Source organism: Aquimarina sp. AU119 (assembly GCF_900312735.1).
Classification (GTDB): domain Bacteria; phylum Bacteroidota; class Bacteroidia; order Flavobacteriales; family Flavobacteriaceae; genus Aquimarina; species Aquimarina algiphila.
In genome coordinates this window covers 351013-369790 of record NZ_OMPF01000016.1, presented here as the reverse complement: position 1 = coordinate 369790, position 18778 = coordinate 351013, and the positions used below count along the sequence as shown (strand labels likewise).

Sequence of the window (18778 nt, the reverse complement as noted above, 5' to 3'; positions counted from 1 at the left end):
CATACAATTTATTTCTAATTTCAATTCATAAATATAAAATACAAGATGTTGTTTTATCTAAAATGTATATTAATTTTTAGATATCTAAAAGCTTGTTTTATGGATAAAGAACAGAGAAGATATGACAAAAGCCCATCAGTGAGATGAGCTTTGTTATTATATGTGATTGAATATCTAAATTGAAATTAGAGACCTTTTACGGCTTCTGCATTATTCACCAATACGATTACATCATATCCAAATATGATTTTTCTAAACGCCTTGGATAATTTTGCATATAGACCATATCGAAGAGGTACTAAATCCAAAATGTAATATTTTTTGGTAATTGATGGGATTATATTTTGAATCTCTTCTGGAAATTGTTTTGTATTATCAAATGACATTATAGGATCTGGAGTAAATGGATTTCCAGTCATCGTTTTTCCGTGAATACCCATAATTATATAATGTAGTGAATGCATATCGTTAGTAATTGCTAATTCACTACCCATATTAGCAATATCATAAATATGAGTACGAGTTAATCCTTTGGCTGCGTGATTCGCTCCTAATTTGAAGATTACTTTTGGAGTATTTTCATTTTTTTTCGCCTCTTTGTAATAACGCATAAAATTACTCTTCATTAATTGACCTCGTGTCTGATTGTTTTTATAATATTCTTTGGAAATAGTATTATATGCATATATTTCTTTTGTTTTCCAGAGTTGGTTTAAGATTTCAATTTCCTTTTTATTCGTGGTGAGAGCTAGTAACTCTTTATGGGTATTTTCATCATAGCTAAAGATATATGTTGCATTAAAATCTTTATTGGTAATGGCAGATGTAAAGGCTTCTTTAGCTTTTTTCTTTAACTCTATAAGTTTGTTTTTGAATGGTTTGTTAGAAGTGGTCTTCATCATATGATCAAAGTTTAATCCAAACTGAACCATAAAAGTTTGATCAATACCCCAGATCTCTCCATTTTTTTTAATGGTATTGGTAAACATATCATAATCATCTTGATTGCTATAAAAGGGAATAGAAAATGGAAACTCTTTATACAGACTTCTTGCTTCATCAATAGGAGTTTTAGAAGAGGCTATTGCAGTTATTTTTTCTGCGGCTAAAGCATCGGTTTCGATGCATAATGTTTTATAACCAAAAGGTTGTGCAATATCGTAGATGAACTTTGTAAATGTTCCGGCTTCTTTTATTCCGTGTTGTTCTCCCACAAAAACAAATTGACTGTTTTCTAAACTTTTCTGAGTAAGTGTAACAAATTTTTGATCTGTAAAATCATCGATTTCAAAACTATACTTTGCCAAATCGACCTGGTTTTGTGCCAGAAGCAGAGGTGAGGATAAAAAAGTGCAACTTAAAAGTAAACATAAAATTCTGTTCATCACATTTTGTTTTTTGATTGAATACTCAAAAATACCTCGTTTGGGAATTGGTTTTTAAATGATTATTATCAACTACGATATCTCATACATAAAACTTGATATAATGATTATGAACTGTGTTATTTTATGCATAAGCATATCGTTTTATCTATTGAAATGCTATAAGAAACGATAGAATACAAATACATTTTAGTAGTAATTACCTACATTTATTAATATAAAATATATAATTATGGAAATACAGACGGCAAAACTTCCTGTATTATGGCGATGTGCTATCGTTGTTATTCTTGGGGGAATTATGTTTGGTATTATAGCCATCGCTTCAAGGTTTAAGGAACCTCCTAAAGTTTATCCATTCTTCGCAGTATTATGGTTATGTATTATTTATTTGAGTTTTGAAGCCATTCGTCGTTTTCAGTTAAAAGTTATAAAAAGGAATCAAAAAAATATGGTTGTGTTTGTACAAAGTATTCTTTTGGGAACTTCAGTATATACTACACTGTTTTATTTTTATAAATGGTTAGATTATTTTATCCTAGGCAGTGAAAAACCCATGATACCACATATGGTATTCGCTTTTTTTACTGGGATCGCTATTTCTACCATTCTAAGCTTAATTTTACTGGCATTTAATTGGAGAAATCAATATTATATATCACATATTCAAAATGAGCAATTTAAAAGAGAAATTGTAAATGCTAATTTATCTATTCTTAAAAACCAACTCGACCCACATTTTATGTTTAATAACTTCAACACTTTATACTACCTTATCGATGAGGATAGTGTGCTGGCACAGAAGTTTTTAAAAAACATTGCTGCAGTATATCGTTATATCCTTCAAAATAATGAACAAGCAATTATACCAATCTCTCGCGAATATGAAATGGCACGTCAATACCTTTTGTTAATAGAACAACGTTATAAAACAGCTTTAAAAGTACATGATTCTGTAAATCTTGAGTTATTTAAATGTAAAAGCGTCCCACCTTTGGTACTACAACAATTGGTAGAAAATGCTGTAAAACATAATCGAATAGACCAGCAATCTCCATTACACATTCACTTTGAAGCAGATGAAAATTATTTTACCGTAAAGAATACAAATAACCCTAAACGATCTCAGCATACGAATGGTACAGGGTTGGATAATATTACAAAGAGGTATGATTTTCTAACTGATGATAAGGTAATCATTTCACATACCAAGGAAGAATTTATAGTATCTATCCCTCTAATATCTGTAATTGATGAAAATTAAAGCTGTTATTCTAGAAGATGAAGCCTCAGCCAAGGATCATTTGATAAAATTGATAAAACAAATAACTCCCGATATTTCTGTGATTAGTTCATTATCTACAGTAACTGAAGCACTACACTGGTTTCATACACAGAAACATCCTGATTTAATTTTTATGGATATCCATCTATCTGATGGAGTTTCATTTGATATTTTAGAAGAAGTTGAGATTGATGTCCCTATTATTTTTATTACAGCATATGATGAATACGCTATTAAGGCATTTAAAACTACTGGTATCGATTATTTGTTAAAACCAATTACCAGAGAAGATTTGGAAAATGCAATGGAGAAATTCTTAAAAAATAAAAATAAAATAAATGAGGAGTGGATTATTCAGAACCTTGATTTAGCACAATTGATTAAAAAACCAGAAAATGTGAAATATAAGAAGCGATTCTTACTAAGGTTTGGTAATAGTATGATTCCTGTAGTTATAGATGATATCGCATATTTTTATAGAGATGAACTTGTGTTTGCCAAACTAAAAGATAAGAGATCAATCCCAATAGACCATGCATTAAATCAATTACAAACCATGGTAAATCCTGAGCAATTTATTCGTTTAAATCGTCAATTATTAGTTAATATTAGTGCAATTAAAAAATTGGTTCCTTCAAAACCAGGGCAATTGTCCATAACATTATCCCCAGAATATCATACTGAAATACAGTTAAGTTCTGAAAGGTCTAGATGGTTAAAATTGGTTTTAAGTTAAGATATCAACTGTTTTTTAAAAGAACAGCTTTTTGTTGATCAAACTCGTCTTGAGTAATTGCACCCTCATCTAAAAGTTTCTTTAACTTGGTTAGTTTATCAATACCATCTTCTTCTGTTTTTTGTATAGGCTGCTGGTTGACAACAATTTTAGCAGGAGATACTTCACTAGATAAACTCCAAACCAAAGAGACTACCCATCCCACAATGCTCCATCCTAAAAATAAGTTTAAAGCAATGATGGCTACCGTATTACTTTTTCCTCGCATTAATGCAATTATAGAAGGGATAAAATAAAATATAGCTCCAACTATGATAAAAATAACAAAAACAACTCCAACAGTAGTGTCACTTGTATTAGATTGAAATAATAAATTCATAAAAGAATGTTTGATTTTTATTCAGTATTGATCATACATAAAACAGGAGGGGTTAGTAGTTTATGTATCTAAATGCGAAGCTACTGTATTTTTTTAAATATTCATATTAACCATAAATAAAGAAGGTGTAGATTTATAAATTTAAAGATAAAATTAACCTAAAATATAGCACCTATAAAATATAGTTCATGTAGAATTGAATTTATTTTATTTTGCCATCATGAAATCCTGCTCTTTTCCAATTACCGTTTTCTCGTACCCATATGTTTGTGACTCTAAACCCATTTTCTTGTAGATTACCTTGTCTTGTATTAGAAACTAATATTTTAGCCGTTACAATAGCGACATTATCATAAAATTGTACGGTTTCTTCACTCATCTCATAAGCATTAACAATTAGATCTCCGTTCTCAATATCTTTATTTCTCTTATGCAAATAATTGACCCAGGTGTTTTTATTAATTGATTCTGAACTACCGTTGGTATGAATATAGTTATCAGTAATCATCGCCTTTAATTTTTCTACATTACTATTTTTGAAAGCCTGATTAAATTCTGCTATGGTTTCCCAAAGTTTTTGTTCATCATTAACAGATGGTTTATTGGTATTAGAAGAACAACTTAGAAGAACTGTTAATATTAGAGTGAAAAAACTGATGTAAATAAGGTGGATTTTCTTCATGACAATTTAGTATAACATGTGATTACGCAATATATATACTATTCTAAATCGCAACAATTTTTTAAGATTCTTTTATATTCTTACAATTGTAGTGATTTTATGTCTCAAGAAGATAATCATTTAAATTTATCAAGTAGGAAAACCCCGGTCGACTAGGGATCGGGGTTTGGGTACGTACCTATTACCAAGCTAATACAGGTTAAGTAACTCGATATATTTCAGAAGAATTTTATTCTAGAGTATGTGTAAGAGTATCCTGTCATATTAAAGTTACAAACAAAATCAATATGTTGGTTACGGCAAAACAACGTATTTTTTATAGATAGAAAATAAAAAACTTAAATATAATATCGTTGATTAGATATTGTATTTCATTTTAAAGATCAATAGTTAATTAGTTTCTTGATTTTGAAAAAATAATATTATCAAGATTACCTTCATCTTTTCTTTCTTCCATAAGAATGAAGTTATGACGCGTCAAGAGTTTTTTTGAAGGGATATTTTCTCTATGTGTAAAGGCTTCAATTTGATCGAGTCGAAGTTGTTCGAATCCATAGTGTAGAATACAAGATAATGCTTCGCTCATAATTCCTCTTCCCTGAAAATTGGGATGTAAATCATATCCTACTTCGGCAATTTTTCTGTCTTCTGAGAAGTTCCATAAGCATATAGTACCAATTAATTCGGAGCTATTGTTTTCAGTAATACTCCAAAATAGTATATCATTATTGTCAATTTTTGTATTGATATTAGTAATGAAAGTAATTGCTTCCTCTATCGTATCGGTCTTTGCTCTTTTTATAAATGTATTTACAGCATCATGAGATCGCAGGAATTGAATGTTTACAGCATCACTTTCTTTTAATCGTCGTAGTAATAATCTTTTGGTGTATAATTCAGGAAATGTTGTGGATTTCATTTTTCATTCTTTATGCTCTGAAGCTAAAGTATTCAAATCAATTGTTTTGAAAAGCAAAAACCGCCAAAAACTTAAATTTGACGGTTCTTTTATTTTAATAAACCAAGGAATTAACATCCTTGAGTTTGACAATCTCCCGTTGCGCATCCTAAATTACATTCAAGATTTAAACTAGAATCGCATGCTGTACTATAGCCAGGATGTGTTCCTCCTCCTTGAATTTTTTCTGCGCCAATTTTAGAAATCGTGTTTTTGTTAAGCTTTAGCTTTTTTAGCTGTTTCTTTTTCATGATATATAAATTTAAATTGATTAATACTTCAATTTAGATAAAATGAAATCGGTTTATTGGGGACATAACGTTAATTAACTAAACCTTAACCAAGCACCAATAAAAGTCTTAATTGTATTAACTTTTTCGTTCTTGTTGTATTTCTGGTTGATCTTCTACGCTAAACTGAAAAATGTCATTTCGCGAATAATGACCAATGACGTCAAAGTCAAGTTTACTTTTGCTAATTTCATCCAAATCTAGTTCTGCCACTAAAACTCCTGACGTATTAAATAAAGGACCAGCAATTACTTTACCCAAAGGAGAAACAATAATACTGCCTCCCGGGCACATATCTTCAGGTTCATTTTCTACTAAAGATTGATATTTTTCTGGATACATTGATTTTGTATAGAATTGATTACATCCCAAAACAAAACACCTGCCTTCTAGAGCGATATGTTTCATGGTAGAAGTCCATTCTTCTCGAGAATCAGCAGTAGGAGCGATATAAATTTCGACCCCTTTTTTATACATAGACATTCTGGCTAATGGCATATAATTTTCCCAACAGATGAGGCCTCCCAGTTTTCCGATTTTTGTTTTGAATGTAACTAAAGATTCTCCAGCAGCTTCTCCCCAAATAATTCTTTCTGTCCCCGTAGGTTTTATCTTTCGGTGTACGCCTAATAGACCTTCATAAGGAGAGATATATAACATAGAACAATATAACGTTCCGTTCGTATCTTGTTTTTCAGTAGCTCCAATGACCAGGTAAATATTATTGGATTTAGATAATTTCTCTAGTCTTTTAAGATCTTCACTTTCGAGATCGATGCTGTTTTTAGCGTATTCAGCATAAAGAGCTCTTCCATCATCAGTTCTACTTCCGATTTTTGCTCCGAAAGAAAATCCTCTAGGATACCCAGGAATAAAGGATTCAGGAAAAACCAACAGTTCACACCCTTCTTTAGCATACTTTTGAGTAAGCTGTTCTATTTTTTTAATCGTTTTATCTTTGTCAAAAAAAACTGGACTATCCTGAACCAGGCCTACTTTTACTTTCATAGTATATAGTTTTATTTCTCTTTAGTCGTTGTATCTAATATTTGTAAGAGTGTTGGCATTCTATAATTACCATGCATTGATAGTATATGATTTTTTGCTTCTTCTAGATCGATTCCTACAGCAGTTACATAAAGAGGTTTTGTACTTTCCCCTCTATATACTTCATGTACATGTTTTTTATTATCATGAAAACTGGATTTTGCAACTCCGATTATTGGAATTTTATGATCCAATTCCTCATATAAATGCCCTCCTAAACCTAATTTTTTGTGATCATCGAGGTAAACATAACCATCAACAATAATACATGTAATATGTTTTAGATCAAATTCTTGTACTATTGTAGTGATGCAGGGAAGTTCTCTTTTGTAGAATTCTCCAGGAACATAAGGAGCAATGTCTTGTACTTCTTTCACTATAATATTAGTAGGGAGATCATCGTCCCAGTTATCAAAGCATACGCAAACAGATTTTGCATGAGTTTCATAGTATTGTACGTCAAATGCTAATTTCATTTATACTGTTCTTCTGTGTATTAGTATTCAATTATGATATTTATTTAAATAAAATTACAAGCCCTCCGATTGCGGTCATAATTAGGATAAACTTTCGATATTGGTGATCCTTAAATCTTTTTACGGCTTTAATACCAATAATGAAGCCTAATATAACCCCCGGAATTAAATATAAATCAATCGTTAGTGTTTGCAAACTTATAGTCTTCCAGCTAAAAACATGAAAAGGTAATTTAAAGAGATTAATGATAAAAAAAAGCCATGCAGCAGTGCCGATAAATTCATTTTTTGGAATACGAGTTGCCATGAAAAAAATATTTGTAAATGCTCCTGCCAGATTTCCAATCATAGTAGTAAACCCTGCGGCAAATCCTGTAGATCCAATAAACCATAGTTTGTTAGGAATATTCTTTTGATTATATCGATCTCCAAAAAACATAATGATTACACTAATGATGATAATTACAGCCATACCCTTTTTAAAGATACTTTCGGGAAGATTCTTTCCTATAAATACAGCGATAAGCACACCACCTATCATCCATGGAAGAAATCTCAAAAGATAATTCCAACGTGCATGTCTGTTGTAATAAATCACCGCCAAAATATCAGCAAAAATCAAGAGAGGTAATAATATTCCTGTAGAGGCTTTTGCACCATGAACTAATGCCATTAACGTTACAATAACAATTCCCATTCCTTTAAGACCTGATTTTGACATGCCTAAAATGAATGCAGCAATAAAGGGGATGAGGTGTGATATCATTTTATAATTTGTGGTTGCATATAATACTCATTATCAAAACGAATTAATCACTTGCATACCTTTATTATCAAAAGTATTCATATTGGGTAGTGCGGTAATTGCATCTTCTAATGTAATCGTTTTTTCTATAAGTTTTTCTGGATATAATTTACCATTTTTGATCATGTTCAACATCTCTGGATATTTATATGCTTGCATTCCATGACTACCTATAATTTCTAATTCATCAGAGAGTACCTTATCCATAGGAATTTTAGGATGTTGATGATCACCAGTCATTAAACCGACCTGGATATGTTTACCTCTTTTTCTAAGGTTAGATATAGAATTAAAACATGTTATAGCACTTCCTAATGCGTCAACAGATACATGAACACCTCCATCAGTAATCGATGTGATATGTTCTGGGGTGTAATCATGCTTTCTTGCATTTACAGTAGTAAAAGCTCCCAGGCTCTTAGCTAACGCCAATGTGTCTTCATTGATATCTATAGCAATTACTTGTGCTCCAAGAGCATTAGCAATCATAATAGCAGATAATCCAACTCCGCCACAACCATGTACGGCAACATATTGTCCAGCAGAAACTTTACCCTGTTCTACTATAGCTCTAAACGAGGTAATAAATCGACACCCCAAAGTAGCAGCGGTTACATCATTAATTTCATCAGGAAGTTTTACCAGATTCGTATCGGCATAATCGATACTCACATATTCTGCAAAAGAACCCCAATGTGTAAACCCTGGTTGAGATTGCGAATCGCAGACCTGATGATTTCCCGAAGTACATTGCATACATGTGCCACAACCACAGACAAAAGGAACGGTAACACGATCACCAATTTTAAAATTGAGAACATTTTTACCGATGGCTTCTATAACACCTGCCAGTTCATGACCAGGAATATGAGGTAATTCTATATCAGGATCATGTCCCATCCAACCATGCCAATCACTTCTACATAAACCGGTTGCTTTTACTTTAATGACCACTCCATTGTCTTGTGGAGTAGGATCAGGAACATTTTGGATGGTTAATGGCCCCTGAAATGATTCGTATACGACTGCTTTCATGTATAATTTTTATTGTATTGCATCTAAAAAAGATTTCATTTCCAGTATTTTAATATCATCACGTTTACGTAATTCCCGAAGAAACCACCCTTTATGACCAGCTCCATAAATAATAAGTATTCTTTTTCCTTTATATCGATGTTTTTCTAATGCCTTTTCAATATTCCAGTAATGCGCAATATTGATATTATCCCATCCTCCCAGACCTAATTCTACATTAAACAATTTGTTGTATACCTGTAAACTAATATCCTGAATGCTATCATAAGTATCTGTATGAATAAAGTAAGGGTCATTTACTTTTCCGGTTGCCTTGTATGCAGAATCAGAGCGTTTGTTTGCTTTCAGATATGCCTTCCAATCTACAACTCTCGAAGAATCTTTACTAATGGCTCTTAGCTTCTGGCTTCTCTCTTGTGCCATAGGTTGTGTCCATCCAGCAGTAGGTATAATTTCAAAATTCATTTCTTTGGTAAGTGGAAAAACTACATCTACATACTCAGGAAAACGCATTACTCTGGGTTCTGAGATACTATCATCTCTTTTAAAGCCTTTAACTGCTTCTTTAAAACGATCTGGTGGAATCTCAGCAAGGATATAATCGGGTTGTATTTGCCGTATTAATTTGTCCAGATATGCAATGTTATAAACACTATCAGTATGATGGCCACTATGAATCGTACCTAGAACTAATACTTCGTTTTTTTGTTTTTGTACTGGAGTGTTTTTAGATTTTGATGGATTACAATTTGCTATTAAACCTATACTAAATATAATAGATAAGTATTTTAGGATACCATTCATATTTAATTTCGGATTAACGAATTAATAATATTCTCAATAGGTTTAAGCTCTTTTTGAGCCGTAGTTATGGATTCTAATACGCTACTTCCTACAATAGTAAAATTTTCTTGTAATGCTTTAATACACATTTCGGCATCTTTGATTTTTACTCCATCAGCAACTTGATAGTATGTTTTGTTATAATCGTTAGGCTCTAAACAATCAAAATCAAAATGTAAATAAAGATGGGTTATATTTTTAGAAACTAAAGTCTGAATAAGGTCATCTACATTAATTTTCTTAGGTGCATATATACTATCAGTATCTATACGTTTTTGCTCTGTATCATCAATATCCCGTAAACCAATATAGTGAATTTGAGAAGCTAGAATAGTTGAAGATAGGAGTGGAGCCATTTTTTCCTCTCCCTCACCGAGTAATGTTCTTAGTGGCATACCATGAAAATTACAACTAGGTGAATCGCACGGCCGATTAATATCTGCATGGGCATCAAACCAGATTACACCTAGATTAGGATATTTTTTATTTAAATAAGATACAGGAACAATCTCCAGACCACAATCTCCACCAATAGTTCGTATTGTTGAAGGTTGAGAAGTATCGATTTCTTTCTTCAATCGAGATAATTGTTCTGTAATGGCATCATAATTATTGATATAATGCTTTTGAACTCCGTGTTCTCCGGCTGGGATTGTAGATAATGGAATGTTAATAAACTCTGGGTCATCCAAATAATCCAATATTGCTTTTGCTCCGGGTTCAATATTTTTACCCGAACCAGATCCTTGCCATTGAGGGAAATATATCTTCATTTCTTTATAAGGGTTTAACATTCACATAAAAATTAGGATCAACACGTAACGTATTTCCTTTAAATTCTTTTGTTTGCCATGTTGCATTGGGCTGTACCCATTGTGGAGTGTCATCAATAAAAAGACGAACAGGCATATCAAATTTTTCTATGATATTTACGTATCGATATTTCAACTTTCCTTTTTCAAAAGTATATTCGAGAGTTGGAATTTTGGTAGTTCTAAGATATTGATCAAAAAACTGAGTAAGATCGATTTTGGTCTCTTTACTGATATAATCTTCTATTTGTTGAGTAGTAATGGTTTGATGATAAAATGTGGAGTTAAGACCTCTTAGGATTGTTCTCCATTTTTCATCATCTTCTATCAATTGACGAAGGGTATGAAGCATATTTGATCCTTTAAAATACATATCACTGGATCCTTCTTTATTTACATCATAAAAACCGATAACAGGTCTGTCATTTTGAATACTTCTTCTGGTACCAATTACATATTCTGATGAAGCTTTTGATCCGTAGTGATAGTCTAAAAACAGACTTTCTGAATATGCTGTAAATCCTTCATGTACCCACATATCTGCCGCATCTTTATAGGTTATATTATTAGCAAACCATTCATGCCCGGATTCATGAATGATGATGAAATCAAATTTTAGTCCCCATCCAGAGGCAGATAGATCATTCCCCAGGTATCCATTTACATATTTATTACCATAGGTTACAGAACTTTGATGTTCCATACCCAGATAAGGAACCTCTACCAATTTAAAACTATCTTCATAAAAGGGGTAAGGACCAAACCAGTGCTCAAAAGCTTTCATCATCTTTGGAGCATCCTTAAATTGTTCTTTTGCTTTATCCAGATTATCTCTTAGTACATAATAATCCATATCCAAAGTGCCTTTTTCACCTTCATATTGCTCTCCAAAATGTACATAATCTCCAATATTAATATTTACTCCATAATTATTGATGGGATTATTTACAAACCAATGAAATGTTTTAGTGTTATTATCAAGTTCTTCTACTTTACGTAATCGGCCATTAGATACATTCATAAGATCTTTGGGAACATTAACACTGATCAAAAGACTATCTACTTCATCATACATATGATCTTTATTGGGCCACCAAACACTTGCTCCTAATCCTTGACAAGAAGAAGCTACAAAATGTTTCTTATTCTCGTCTTTTTTCCATGAGATACCACCATCCCAAGGAGCACGAACAGCTTCCCTGGGTTTACCACCATAAAAAATGGTTACAGATTTGATGCTGTTTTCTTGCTGAGGAGTTTCGAGTTTTATAAAATGTGCATTACCTTCAGATGTTATAGCTAATTCTTTTCCATCTTGAATCACTTTTTTGATTTTCAAAGGAGGTTGTAAATCAATTTGCATGACATCATGAGCTTTTACTACTTTGTAGAACACCGTATTTTTACCCGAAATTGTCTTTTTATCCGGGTCCACCTTTATATCCAGGTGATAATAGGTTAAATCCCACCATTCTCGTTCTGGGGTTATCGAACCTCTAAGCGTATCTTGTCGTGTAAATTTCTGCTCTTGTGCAAAAAGGAGATGTACTTGAAATGTAAGTACTATAAAAAGAAAGATTTTATTCATTGTTGTATTCGCATTATCTTTAGAATTGATGAATTTTTTGAATATCGATTTTGTATATTATTGTAAAAGAAATTCGAGAGGAATATGCACTCTATCGTTCCAGCTTTTTTCATTATGATCTGCTCCTTCAAACTTTTTTGTAATCCAGTTTGCCCCTTCTGTATATCCTTTTGCGCTCATTATAGAATCCACATGACTTTGAAACGGTTCATATTGTGCATCGTAGCCTTTTGTTCCAAAATCAAAATATATTTTGTGAGTAGACGGATCCGGAAGGGTATTGGGTAATGTACCAATATAAGCTTCTCCCAATACAGGAACTGGCCAATGCGTAGAGACGCAACCCGCTGCTCCAAAAACTTCTGGATAAGAGCAAATAGCATATAGGGATATGAGTCCACCCATAGATGATCCCATAATCGAAGTATCTTCTCTTTTGGTAGACACATTATAAGTCTTATCAATAAACGGTTTTAATTCTTCTACCAAAAATTTAAGATATGCATCAGAATACAAATCATCATATCCTGTGTTTTCCTTTAATGTAGCTTTAGCCTCAGGCGATGAGGTAAGTGCAGCTGGTGCTTTGGGCATATATTCAGAAAAACGCTTTTTTACAGTATTCCATGGAGCGACAACGATAGTTTTTTTAATTTTTTGTATTCCTAATAAGCTATCGATAGCTTCGTCTACACCCCAATCAATACCTGTATATGATGTTTTTGCATTAAATACATTTTGCCCGTCATGCATGTACAACACTTTATACTTTTCTTTTGAAGTAGCATCATAACCCGTAGGTAAGAAAACTTCAACATGGCGAGTATCTACATATTTTGACTCAAAGTTTTTGTATTCGATAACTTCACTTGCTGTAAAAGGTGTTTTTTCTACTGTTTCAACCAGTGCAATTTCTTCATGTTTTGGTTGTTGTTTACAAGAATATAAAATTAGGATACTTATACTAAAAATAAGTCTGTGCGAATACATAACAAGGATATTTGATTCTAAAAGTAAATAAATTATTCTTCTTTAGGACGTGTCTACCATTCTATACATATGATTTTATCATAATTTTAATAAGAAATGATTACGGATTAAATTTTTGAAACAATAAACCCCTCTATAAAAGAGGGGTTTTCTAATTAAATAAAAATATATAAACTAAAGATTAAAGTTTTATTAGTTTTCGTTCGATACTACCATTTATAGTCTTTATTCTGATAAAATATATACCAGAAGGAAGATCTGCAATAGAGAAAGAATTGTTCTTCGTTTCAAAAACCTTTTTTCCCGTTACGTTATAAACAAGTACCAGATTTAAAGGTATATTAATGTTTACTTCTCCCGCTGTTGGGTTTGGATATACTCTGATATCTAAATCGTCGTCATTAAGAATGGTGATTAGTGCACTATCTGTACTATTAATTTCTAGCGAAGTATTAGCTAGATTAGATAAAGTAACGGTTACAGTTTCATCAGATTCTGGAGTGGCATCTTCTGTAGGTAAAATAGTAAATGTTTGTGTCTCACCTGCATTTCCTGTAAATGAAAGTGTTTGATTGATAATTGCGGTATAATCATTATCATCTATTGTAGCTGTTCCATCAGTTGTGTTTACATCCACAGTAAAACCTCCAGGAACTTCATTGTCCAGAGTGGCGATTATTGTTATTGCACCATCATCTTCATTAGCATTTACATCTTCTATAGTAATGGTCGCAATATCAGGATCTGTTATAGTAATTGTTGCTTCATCAGTAGTCCCAATAGTTGCACTGGTATTATTAGTATTAGTCATAGTAAGGATTACAGTTTCGTCTAATTCTACAATATTATCATCAATAACTGATAATGGAATGGTCATAGATGAAGTATTGGCCGGAAACATAAAACTAGATCCTAAATCATCATAATCTGTTCCCGAAATAGCTGTTCCCATTGTTGAAATAGTAACCATAACAGGAGTACTAAACTCATTCGTGGTACTCACTGTATACACTCCATTAGTAGTGCCTTCTTCTGCCTGTGTTGTGGCTGTGATAGAAAGTAAAGCTACATCATCGTCTGTAATGGTAACAGTAGCATTATCTGCGCTACCAATAGTAACAATACCGTTGTTTGTTCCTGTTAATGTTACAATAACGGTTTCATTACTTTCAACCAGATTATCAGCAATCACAGGCACATTGATTGTCGCAGAATTGGTATTAGCAGGGAATATAAAGGTTGTACCCAAAGCAGTAAAATCTGTTCCCGAAGTTGCAGTTCCTGTTACTGAAAGATTGACTGTCACAGGAGTACTAAATTGATTTGTAGTACTTATTGTAAATAATCCATTAGTAGTATTTTCTGCTGCTTGTGTAGTGGATACAATAGAAAGTACTGCTGCATCATCATTCAAGATTGTCAATGTAGCACCATCGGTGATATTAATATCTCCTGAAGCAACCGTTGAAGGGGAAAGCCCACTCATTCCTATAATTACGGTCTCGTCTGGTTCAGAAGTTGCATCAGCCGTAGGGGTAATTGTGAAGGTTTCTGTTTCTCCAGCCGTTCCTGCAAAAGTAAGTGTCTGTGCTGTTACTGCAGTATAATCACTATTAACCGTTGTTGCTGTTCCATCTGCTGTGCTAACATCTACATCAAATCCACCATCTACTGCATTGTCTAAAATAACCGTAATGGTTGCTGTGCCACTGTTCTCATTCACAGCAACATCTGCTATCGTCACAGTAGCCTGATCATCATTGGTAATAGTACCGGTACCCGTAGCATCTCCTATAATGACATCTGTACCTGTTGGATTCGATAAGGTTAGTGTAAGTGTTTCATCTATTTCAACGGTTTGATCACCTGTAATGGTAATATCTACTGTTTTACTGGATTCTCCAGCGAGAAAGGAGAGCGTTGTCGTGCTAATGGCTGTATAATCAGAACCAGCTGTCGCAGATCCGTTTGAAGTTGCATAATCTACTGTAGCTCCTCCAGCAGGAGCAGGGGCATTCAAATTTACTGTAAATTGTAAAGTAGTCGTCCCAGTATTTCCTTCATCTATTGATGGATCATTAACCGATATTGATATATCGTCATCATTGAAGATTGTTAATGTAGCACCATCGGTGATATTAATATCTCCTGAAGCAACCGTTGAAGGGGAAAGCTCACTCATTCCTATAATTACGGTCTCGTCTGGTTCAGAAGTTGCATCAGCCGTAGGGGTAATTGTGAAGGTCTCGGTTTCTCCAGCCGTTCCTGCAAAAGTAAGAGTCTGTGCTGTTACTGCAGTATAATCACTATTAGCCGTTGTTGCTGTTCCATCTGCCGTACTAACATCTACATCAAACCCACCATCTATAGCGTTATCCACTATAACAGTCACGGTAATGGCACCATCATCTTCATTGCCGCTTACATTAGCGATAGTTACTGTCGCCTGATCATCATTGTTTATGGTCAGCGTAGCTCCATCTGTAACATCTATATCGCCAGAGGCAACCGTTACAGGGCTTAAGCCACTCATGCTTATGGATGTGGTTTCATCAGCTTCTACTTTGGTATCTCCACCAAGGGTAATATTAAAAGTTTCTGACTCGCCAGCCGTTCCTGCAAAAGTAAGTGTCTGAGCTGTTACTGCAGTATAATCACTATCAGCTGTTGTTGCTGTTCCATCTGCTGTGCTAACATCTACATCAAACCCACCATCTACTGCATTGTCTACAATAACCGTAATGGTTGCTGTACCACTGTTCTCATTCAATGCAACATCTGCTATCGTTACCGTAGCCTGATCATCATTGGTAATCGTTCCAGTACCAGTACTGTCTCCTATAATGACATTTGTACCTGTTGGATTCGATAAGGTTAGTGTAAGTGTTTCATCTATTTCAACGGTTTGATCACCTGTAATGGTAATATCTACTGTTTTACTGGATTCTCCAGCGAGAAAGGAGAGCGTTGTCGTGCTAATGGCTGTATAATCAGAACCAGCTGTCGCAGATCCGTTTGAAGTTGCATAATCTACTGTAGCTCCTCCAGCAGGAGCAGGGGCATCCAAATTTACTGTAAATTGCAAGGTAGTAGTACCAACATTTCCCTCAGCTATTGATGGATCATTTACAGATACTCTAATAATTGTATTTTTAGTCTCTGTATCTGTTGCTGCAGTACCGGTATTTCCAGCCATATCGTTTAGTGTAACACTTAATGTAATTGTTCCATCGGCTAATCCACTTAAATCAATCCCTGTAATCTGATCTGTAGCAGTTGCAATAGCGCCGCTATTTGTAACTATACCAGCTCCTCCGCTACTGCTAAATGAGTAATTATACGTTGCACCCACTTCTGCACCTGCAAAAGTGAAACTCACTGCATTGTCATTAGTACCTGTATTAATAGGTGATTGATCTATTGTTACACTGTATCCAGTTGGGGCTTCATTATCTAATGTATATGTTTGATCAGTAGCGGGTTCAGAATTTGGTAAAGCATTTCCTCCTAAATCTTGAATATTTTGTCCTGAAGATAAGTTTATCCCTACAGTCCCATTAAGGTTTGCAAGATCGCCAACACCAGAGACTGTAATATCATATGTTGTTCCTGAACCTGATACATTAGAAATACTTGTGGTAGTTCCTGTTACATCAAAATCTGCTGCATCTACAAATTGAACAGGTTCATTAAAGATGGCTCTAAACACAAGCCCATCTGCATTGGTAGGGTTTGTTACAGGGGTTTGTCTTGTGATACTTACAAAACTTGGGTCTATTATATCAGGCACAGTGCTAAATTGTATATTAGCTCTATTTGTATTGGAACCAAAAGAACTTAAAGTACACCCATCTGTATTATCTGTATATGAATATCTATTTGAATTACCGGTTGTTGTCGAATATTGTACTGATGAATTACCAATAAATGTAGTGTTGTTAAAACAAAAATTGATAATAATACCATTACCATCATACGTATATGGAGTATCGAAAAACATAAAGTCCCAACCCGGATTAGGGTCGTGATTTCCATTAAATACTTCTGTAAAACCTGTATTATCAAATGCAAATGTAGAAAATTCAGTATCGGTAGTGGATTTCAGCGAAATAGTTACTGCACTACTAGGGGTTACATCTGAAATTACATTAAATGCTAAACCATATAGTTGATCTCCATTAGATAACCCCAGTGCTAATAATTCTGATGCTGTAATTAAATATTGGCGTCTCCCATCTTCAAAAAATGTAGTCCAGGGAGTAATTGTATTGCCCGCAGAACTATTAGTATCTGTACCTATTTGAATGATTGGATTGGCATTAGGGTCAGTAATAGTAATATTTCTATCTTCAGTACCACTGCAAAGTCCTGGGGTTTCATACGTAACTGTATACATCCCCGGTGTACTTGCAGACACATCTATTGTTCCAGTATTCATATCGATAGATAATCCACTTGGAGAACTTGTAAAATCTCCTCCTGTAACTCCTGTAATAGTAGGTGTTGGATCTGCATCTGCAGGTAAATACGAAGCAGCTGAATAACTAAAATTAGCATCTTCACGAGCAGTGATAGTAATGGTATGCGATCCACAAGCACCTGGTGTAACGCCTCCTCCTTCTCCTCTAACAAAATATGTAATTGACCCTGATGCTGGAGGGGTAACAATTACCGAATTACCAGTTGTTGTGTCTATTTCAGTGCCTCCACAACTTCCTGTATATATATGCCATTCTGTAGCATCGTTTAAATTTCCTGTCCAAGTGAGTAATGCTGAATTACCACTACAAATAATAGGAGGGCCGTGATTCACTGAAGGCACGCTTGGAGGTGTAGTTAGAGAATTACCTGAAAGCGCAACCGAGTAGGAGGTAAGTACTCCTATTGTATTAAACTGTACACTCAAAGAATAAAAAGAACTTGCAGAAAGAGTTTGGGAAACTCCCGAAGATAGTGTAACCGAAGAAGGTGCCGTATTTCTTGCTGATGTGGCATAAGTAAACAACGTAACTACTACATCATCAGACCATGTTGCCATAAATGTACCACTGGAGCCATCTGCTATAATCCAATGATCTGAGGGGTCAGCAGTAGGACAGCCTCCAGCAAGACAAACATCACCAGTAATAGTGGTTGCTGATGAAACTGTTAGTACTCCTGATTGAAGCACAGAATTGTTAGGTTCTGTTTCTGTGGTTTGGGCACTAATAATTTGATTTCCCAACAGGAAAACAAAAGCAATGAGTAGTAGTTTTTTCATAAGCATATGTTTAAGATAGTGATAGATTATGGGGGTAATTTTTTTATTTTGATCTATGCAAAATCATATGGCATACTATACAATGATGAATAGTAACCTTATCATTTTGTAAATTATCTTATGTATAAAAGAAGAGCGTAGTTATTTCTTCATATAGCGTTGGTTTAGTGTTTTTTATAGTTTGAAAAAGCACTACAAATAAAAAGA

At 33.8% G+C, this 18778-nt stretch carries 16 protein-coding genes; 2 read left to right on the top strand and 14 right to left on the bottom strand.

The annotated features are described in order from the left end of the window. Positions 1–185: 185 nt before the first annotated feature. Positions 186–1385, bottom strand: coding sequence for a hypothetical protein (locus DK442_RS16310; RefSeq protein WP_109436957.1), 1200 nt, complete (start codon positions 1383–1385; stop codon positions 186–188). Between the two features lie 232 nt (positions 1386–1617). Here DK442_RS16310 and DK442_RS16305 point away from each other — a divergent pair, with 232 nt between their 5' ends. Together DK442_RS16305 and DK442_RS16300 are read left to right on the top strand one after the other, a co-directional pair. Next, positions 1618–2649 carry a sensor histidine kinase gene (locus DK442_RS16305; protein WP_109436956.1) on the top strand — a complete coding sequence of 344 codons (1032 nt, stop codon included), beginning with the start codon at positions 1618–1620 and terminating at the stop codon, positions 2647–2649. Further along, the gene (locus tag DK442_RS16300; protein ID WP_109436955.1) at positions 2639–3406 is read left to right on the top strand and encodes a LytTR family DNA-binding domain-containing protein; all 768 of its coding nucleotides are present in this window, start codon (positions 2639–2641) and stop codon (positions 3404–3406) included. The genes DK442_RS16305 and DK442_RS16300 overlap by 11 nt, the downstream gene beginning before the upstream one ends. Positions 3407–3410: 4 nt before the next feature. On the opposite strand, the gene DK442_RS16295 is transcribed toward DK442_RS16300, so the two are convergent. From DK442_RS16295 to DK442_RS16235, 13 genes are all read right to left on the bottom strand, one after another. Continuing rightward, positions 3411–3785 carry a superinfection immunity protein gene (locus DK442_RS16295; protein WP_109436954.1) on the bottom strand — a complete coding sequence of 125 codons (375 nt, stop codon included), beginning with the start codon at positions 3783–3785 and terminating at the stop codon, positions 3411–3413. Positions 3786–3987: 202 nt separating this feature from the next. Beyond that, entirely contained in the window at positions 3988–4467 is a 480-nt protein-coding gene (locus tag DK442_RS16290; RefSeq protein WP_109436953.1) for a nuclear transport factor 2 family protein, read from the bottom strand. Positions 4468–4861: 394 nt separating this feature from the next. Then, a complete protein-coding gene (locus DK442_RS16285; RefSeq protein WP_109436952.1) occupies positions 4862–5386 on the bottom strand; it encodes a GNAT family N-acetyltransferase in 525 nt (174 codons plus the stop codon). A 110-nt stretch (positions 5387–5496) separates the two neighbouring features. Next, entirely contained in the window at positions 5497–5676 is a 180-nt protein-coding gene (locus DK442_RS16280) for a hypothetical protein (RefSeq protein ID WP_109436951.1), read from the bottom strand. Positions 5677–5793: 117 nt separating this feature from the next. After that, entirely contained in the window at positions 5794–6723 is a 930-nt protein-coding gene (locus DK442_RS16275; protein WP_109436950.1) for a carbon-nitrogen hydrolase family protein, read from the bottom strand. Between the two features lie 11 nt (positions 6724–6734). Then, on the bottom strand, positions 6735–7238 hold the full coding sequence (locus DK442_RS16270; RefSeq protein WP_109436949.1) for an endonuclease V: 504 nt from the start codon (positions 7236–7238) through the stop codon (positions 6735–6737). Between the two features lie 40 nt (positions 7239–7278). Next, positions 7279–8004 (bottom strand): sulfite exporter TauE/SafE family protein, encoded by a 726-nt coding sequence (locus tag DK442_RS16265; RefSeq protein ID WP_109436948.1) that lies wholly within the window; start codon positions 8002–8004, stop codon positions 7279–7281. 33 nt (positions 8005–8037) lie between these two features. Beyond that, a complete protein-coding gene (locus DK442_RS16260; protein ID WP_109436947.1) occupies positions 8038–9078 on the bottom strand; it encodes a zinc-dependent alcohol dehydrogenase family protein in 1041 nt (346 codons plus the stop codon). Positions 9079–9087: 9 nt separating this feature from the next. Then, positions 9088–9882 (bottom strand): hypothetical protein, encoded by a 795-nt coding sequence (locus tag DK442_RS16255; RefSeq protein WP_109436946.1) that lies wholly within the window; start codon positions 9880–9882, stop codon positions 9088–9090. 2 nt (positions 9883–9884) lie between these two features. Then, positions 9885–10694, bottom strand: coding sequence for an arginase family protein (locus DK442_RS16250; RefSeq protein ID WP_160114218.1), 810 nt, complete (start codon positions 10692–10694; stop codon positions 9885–9887). A 4-nt stretch (positions 10695–10698) separates the two neighbouring features. Then, positions 10699–12321 (bottom strand): M1 family metallopeptidase, encoded by a 1623-nt coding sequence (locus DK442_RS16245; protein WP_109436944.1) that lies wholly within the window; start codon positions 12319–12321, stop codon positions 10699–10701. Positions 12322–12378: 57 nt separating this feature from the next. Beyond that, a complete protein-coding gene (locus DK442_RS16240; protein WP_109436943.1) occupies positions 12379–13311 on the bottom strand; it encodes an alpha/beta hydrolase in 933 nt (310 codons plus the stop codon). A 181-nt stretch (positions 13312–13492) separates the two neighbouring features. Then, entirely contained in the window at positions 13493–18571 is a 5079-nt protein-coding gene (locus DK442_RS16235; RefSeq protein WP_160114217.1) for a Calx-beta domain-containing protein, read from the bottom strand. Positions 18572–18778: the final 207 nt, after the last annotated feature.

Bases quoted from the DNA above. Each gene is read 5' to 3' on its own strand.
- DK442_RS16310 (WP_109436957.1), bottom strand. From the start codon at position 1,385: ATGAACAGAATTTTATGTTTACTTTTAAGTTGCACTTTTTTATCCTCA.
- DK442_RS16305 (WP_109436956.1), top strand. From the start codon at position 1,618: ATGGAAATACAGACGGCAAAACTTCCTGTATTATGGCGATGTGCTATC.
- DK442_RS16300 (WP_109436955.1), top strand. From the start codon at position 2,639: ATGAAAATTAAAGCTGTTATTCTAGAAGATGAAGCCTCAGCCAAGGAT.
- DK442_RS16295 (WP_109436954.1), bottom strand. From the start codon at position 3,785: ATGAATTTATTATTTCAATCTAATACAAGTGACACTACTGTTGGAGTT.
- DK442_RS16290 (WP_109436953.1), bottom strand. From the start codon at position 4,467: ATGAAGAAAATCCACCTTATTTACATCAGTTTTTTCACTCTAATATTA.
- DK442_RS16285 (WP_109436952.1), bottom strand. From the start codon at position 5,386: ATGAAATCCACAACATTTCCTGAATTATACACCAAAAGATTATTACTA.
- DK442_RS16280 (WP_109436951.1), bottom strand. From the start codon at position 5,676: ATGAAAAAGAAACAGCTAAAAAAGCTAAAGCTTAACAAAAACACGATT.
- DK442_RS16275 (WP_109436950.1), bottom strand. From the start codon at position 6,723: ATGAAAGTAAAAGTAGGCCTGGTTCAGGATAGTCCAGTTTTTTTTGAC.
- DK442_RS16270 (WP_109436949.1), bottom strand. From the start codon at position 7,238: ATGAAATTAGCATTTGACGTACAATACTATGAAACTCATGCAAAATCT.
- DK442_RS16265 (WP_109436948.1), bottom strand. From the start codon at position 8,004: ATGATATCACACCTCATCCCCTTTATTGCTGCATTCATTTTAGGCATG.
- DK442_RS16260 (WP_109436947.1), bottom strand. From the start codon at position 9,078: ATGAAAGCAGTCGTATACGAATCATTTCAGGGGCCATTAACCATCCAA.
- DK442_RS16255 (WP_109436946.1), bottom strand. From the start codon at position 9,882: ATGAATGGTATCCTAAAATACTTATCTATTATATTTAGTATAGGTTTA.
- DK442_RS16250 (WP_160114218.1), bottom strand. From the start codon at position 10,694: ATGAAGATATATTTCCCTCAATGGCAAGGATCTGGTTCGGGTAAAAAT.
- DK442_RS16245 (WP_109436944.1), bottom strand. From the start codon at position 12,321: ATGAATAAAATCTTTCTTTTTATAGTACTTACATTTCAAGTACATCTC.
- DK442_RS16240 (WP_109436943.1), bottom strand. From the start codon at position 13,311: ATGTATTCGCACAGACTTATTTTTAGTATAAGTATCCTAATTTTATAT.
- DK442_RS16235 (WP_160114217.1), bottom strand. From the start codon at position 18,571: ATGAAAAAACTACTACTCATTGCTTTTGTTTTCCTGTTGGGAAATCAA.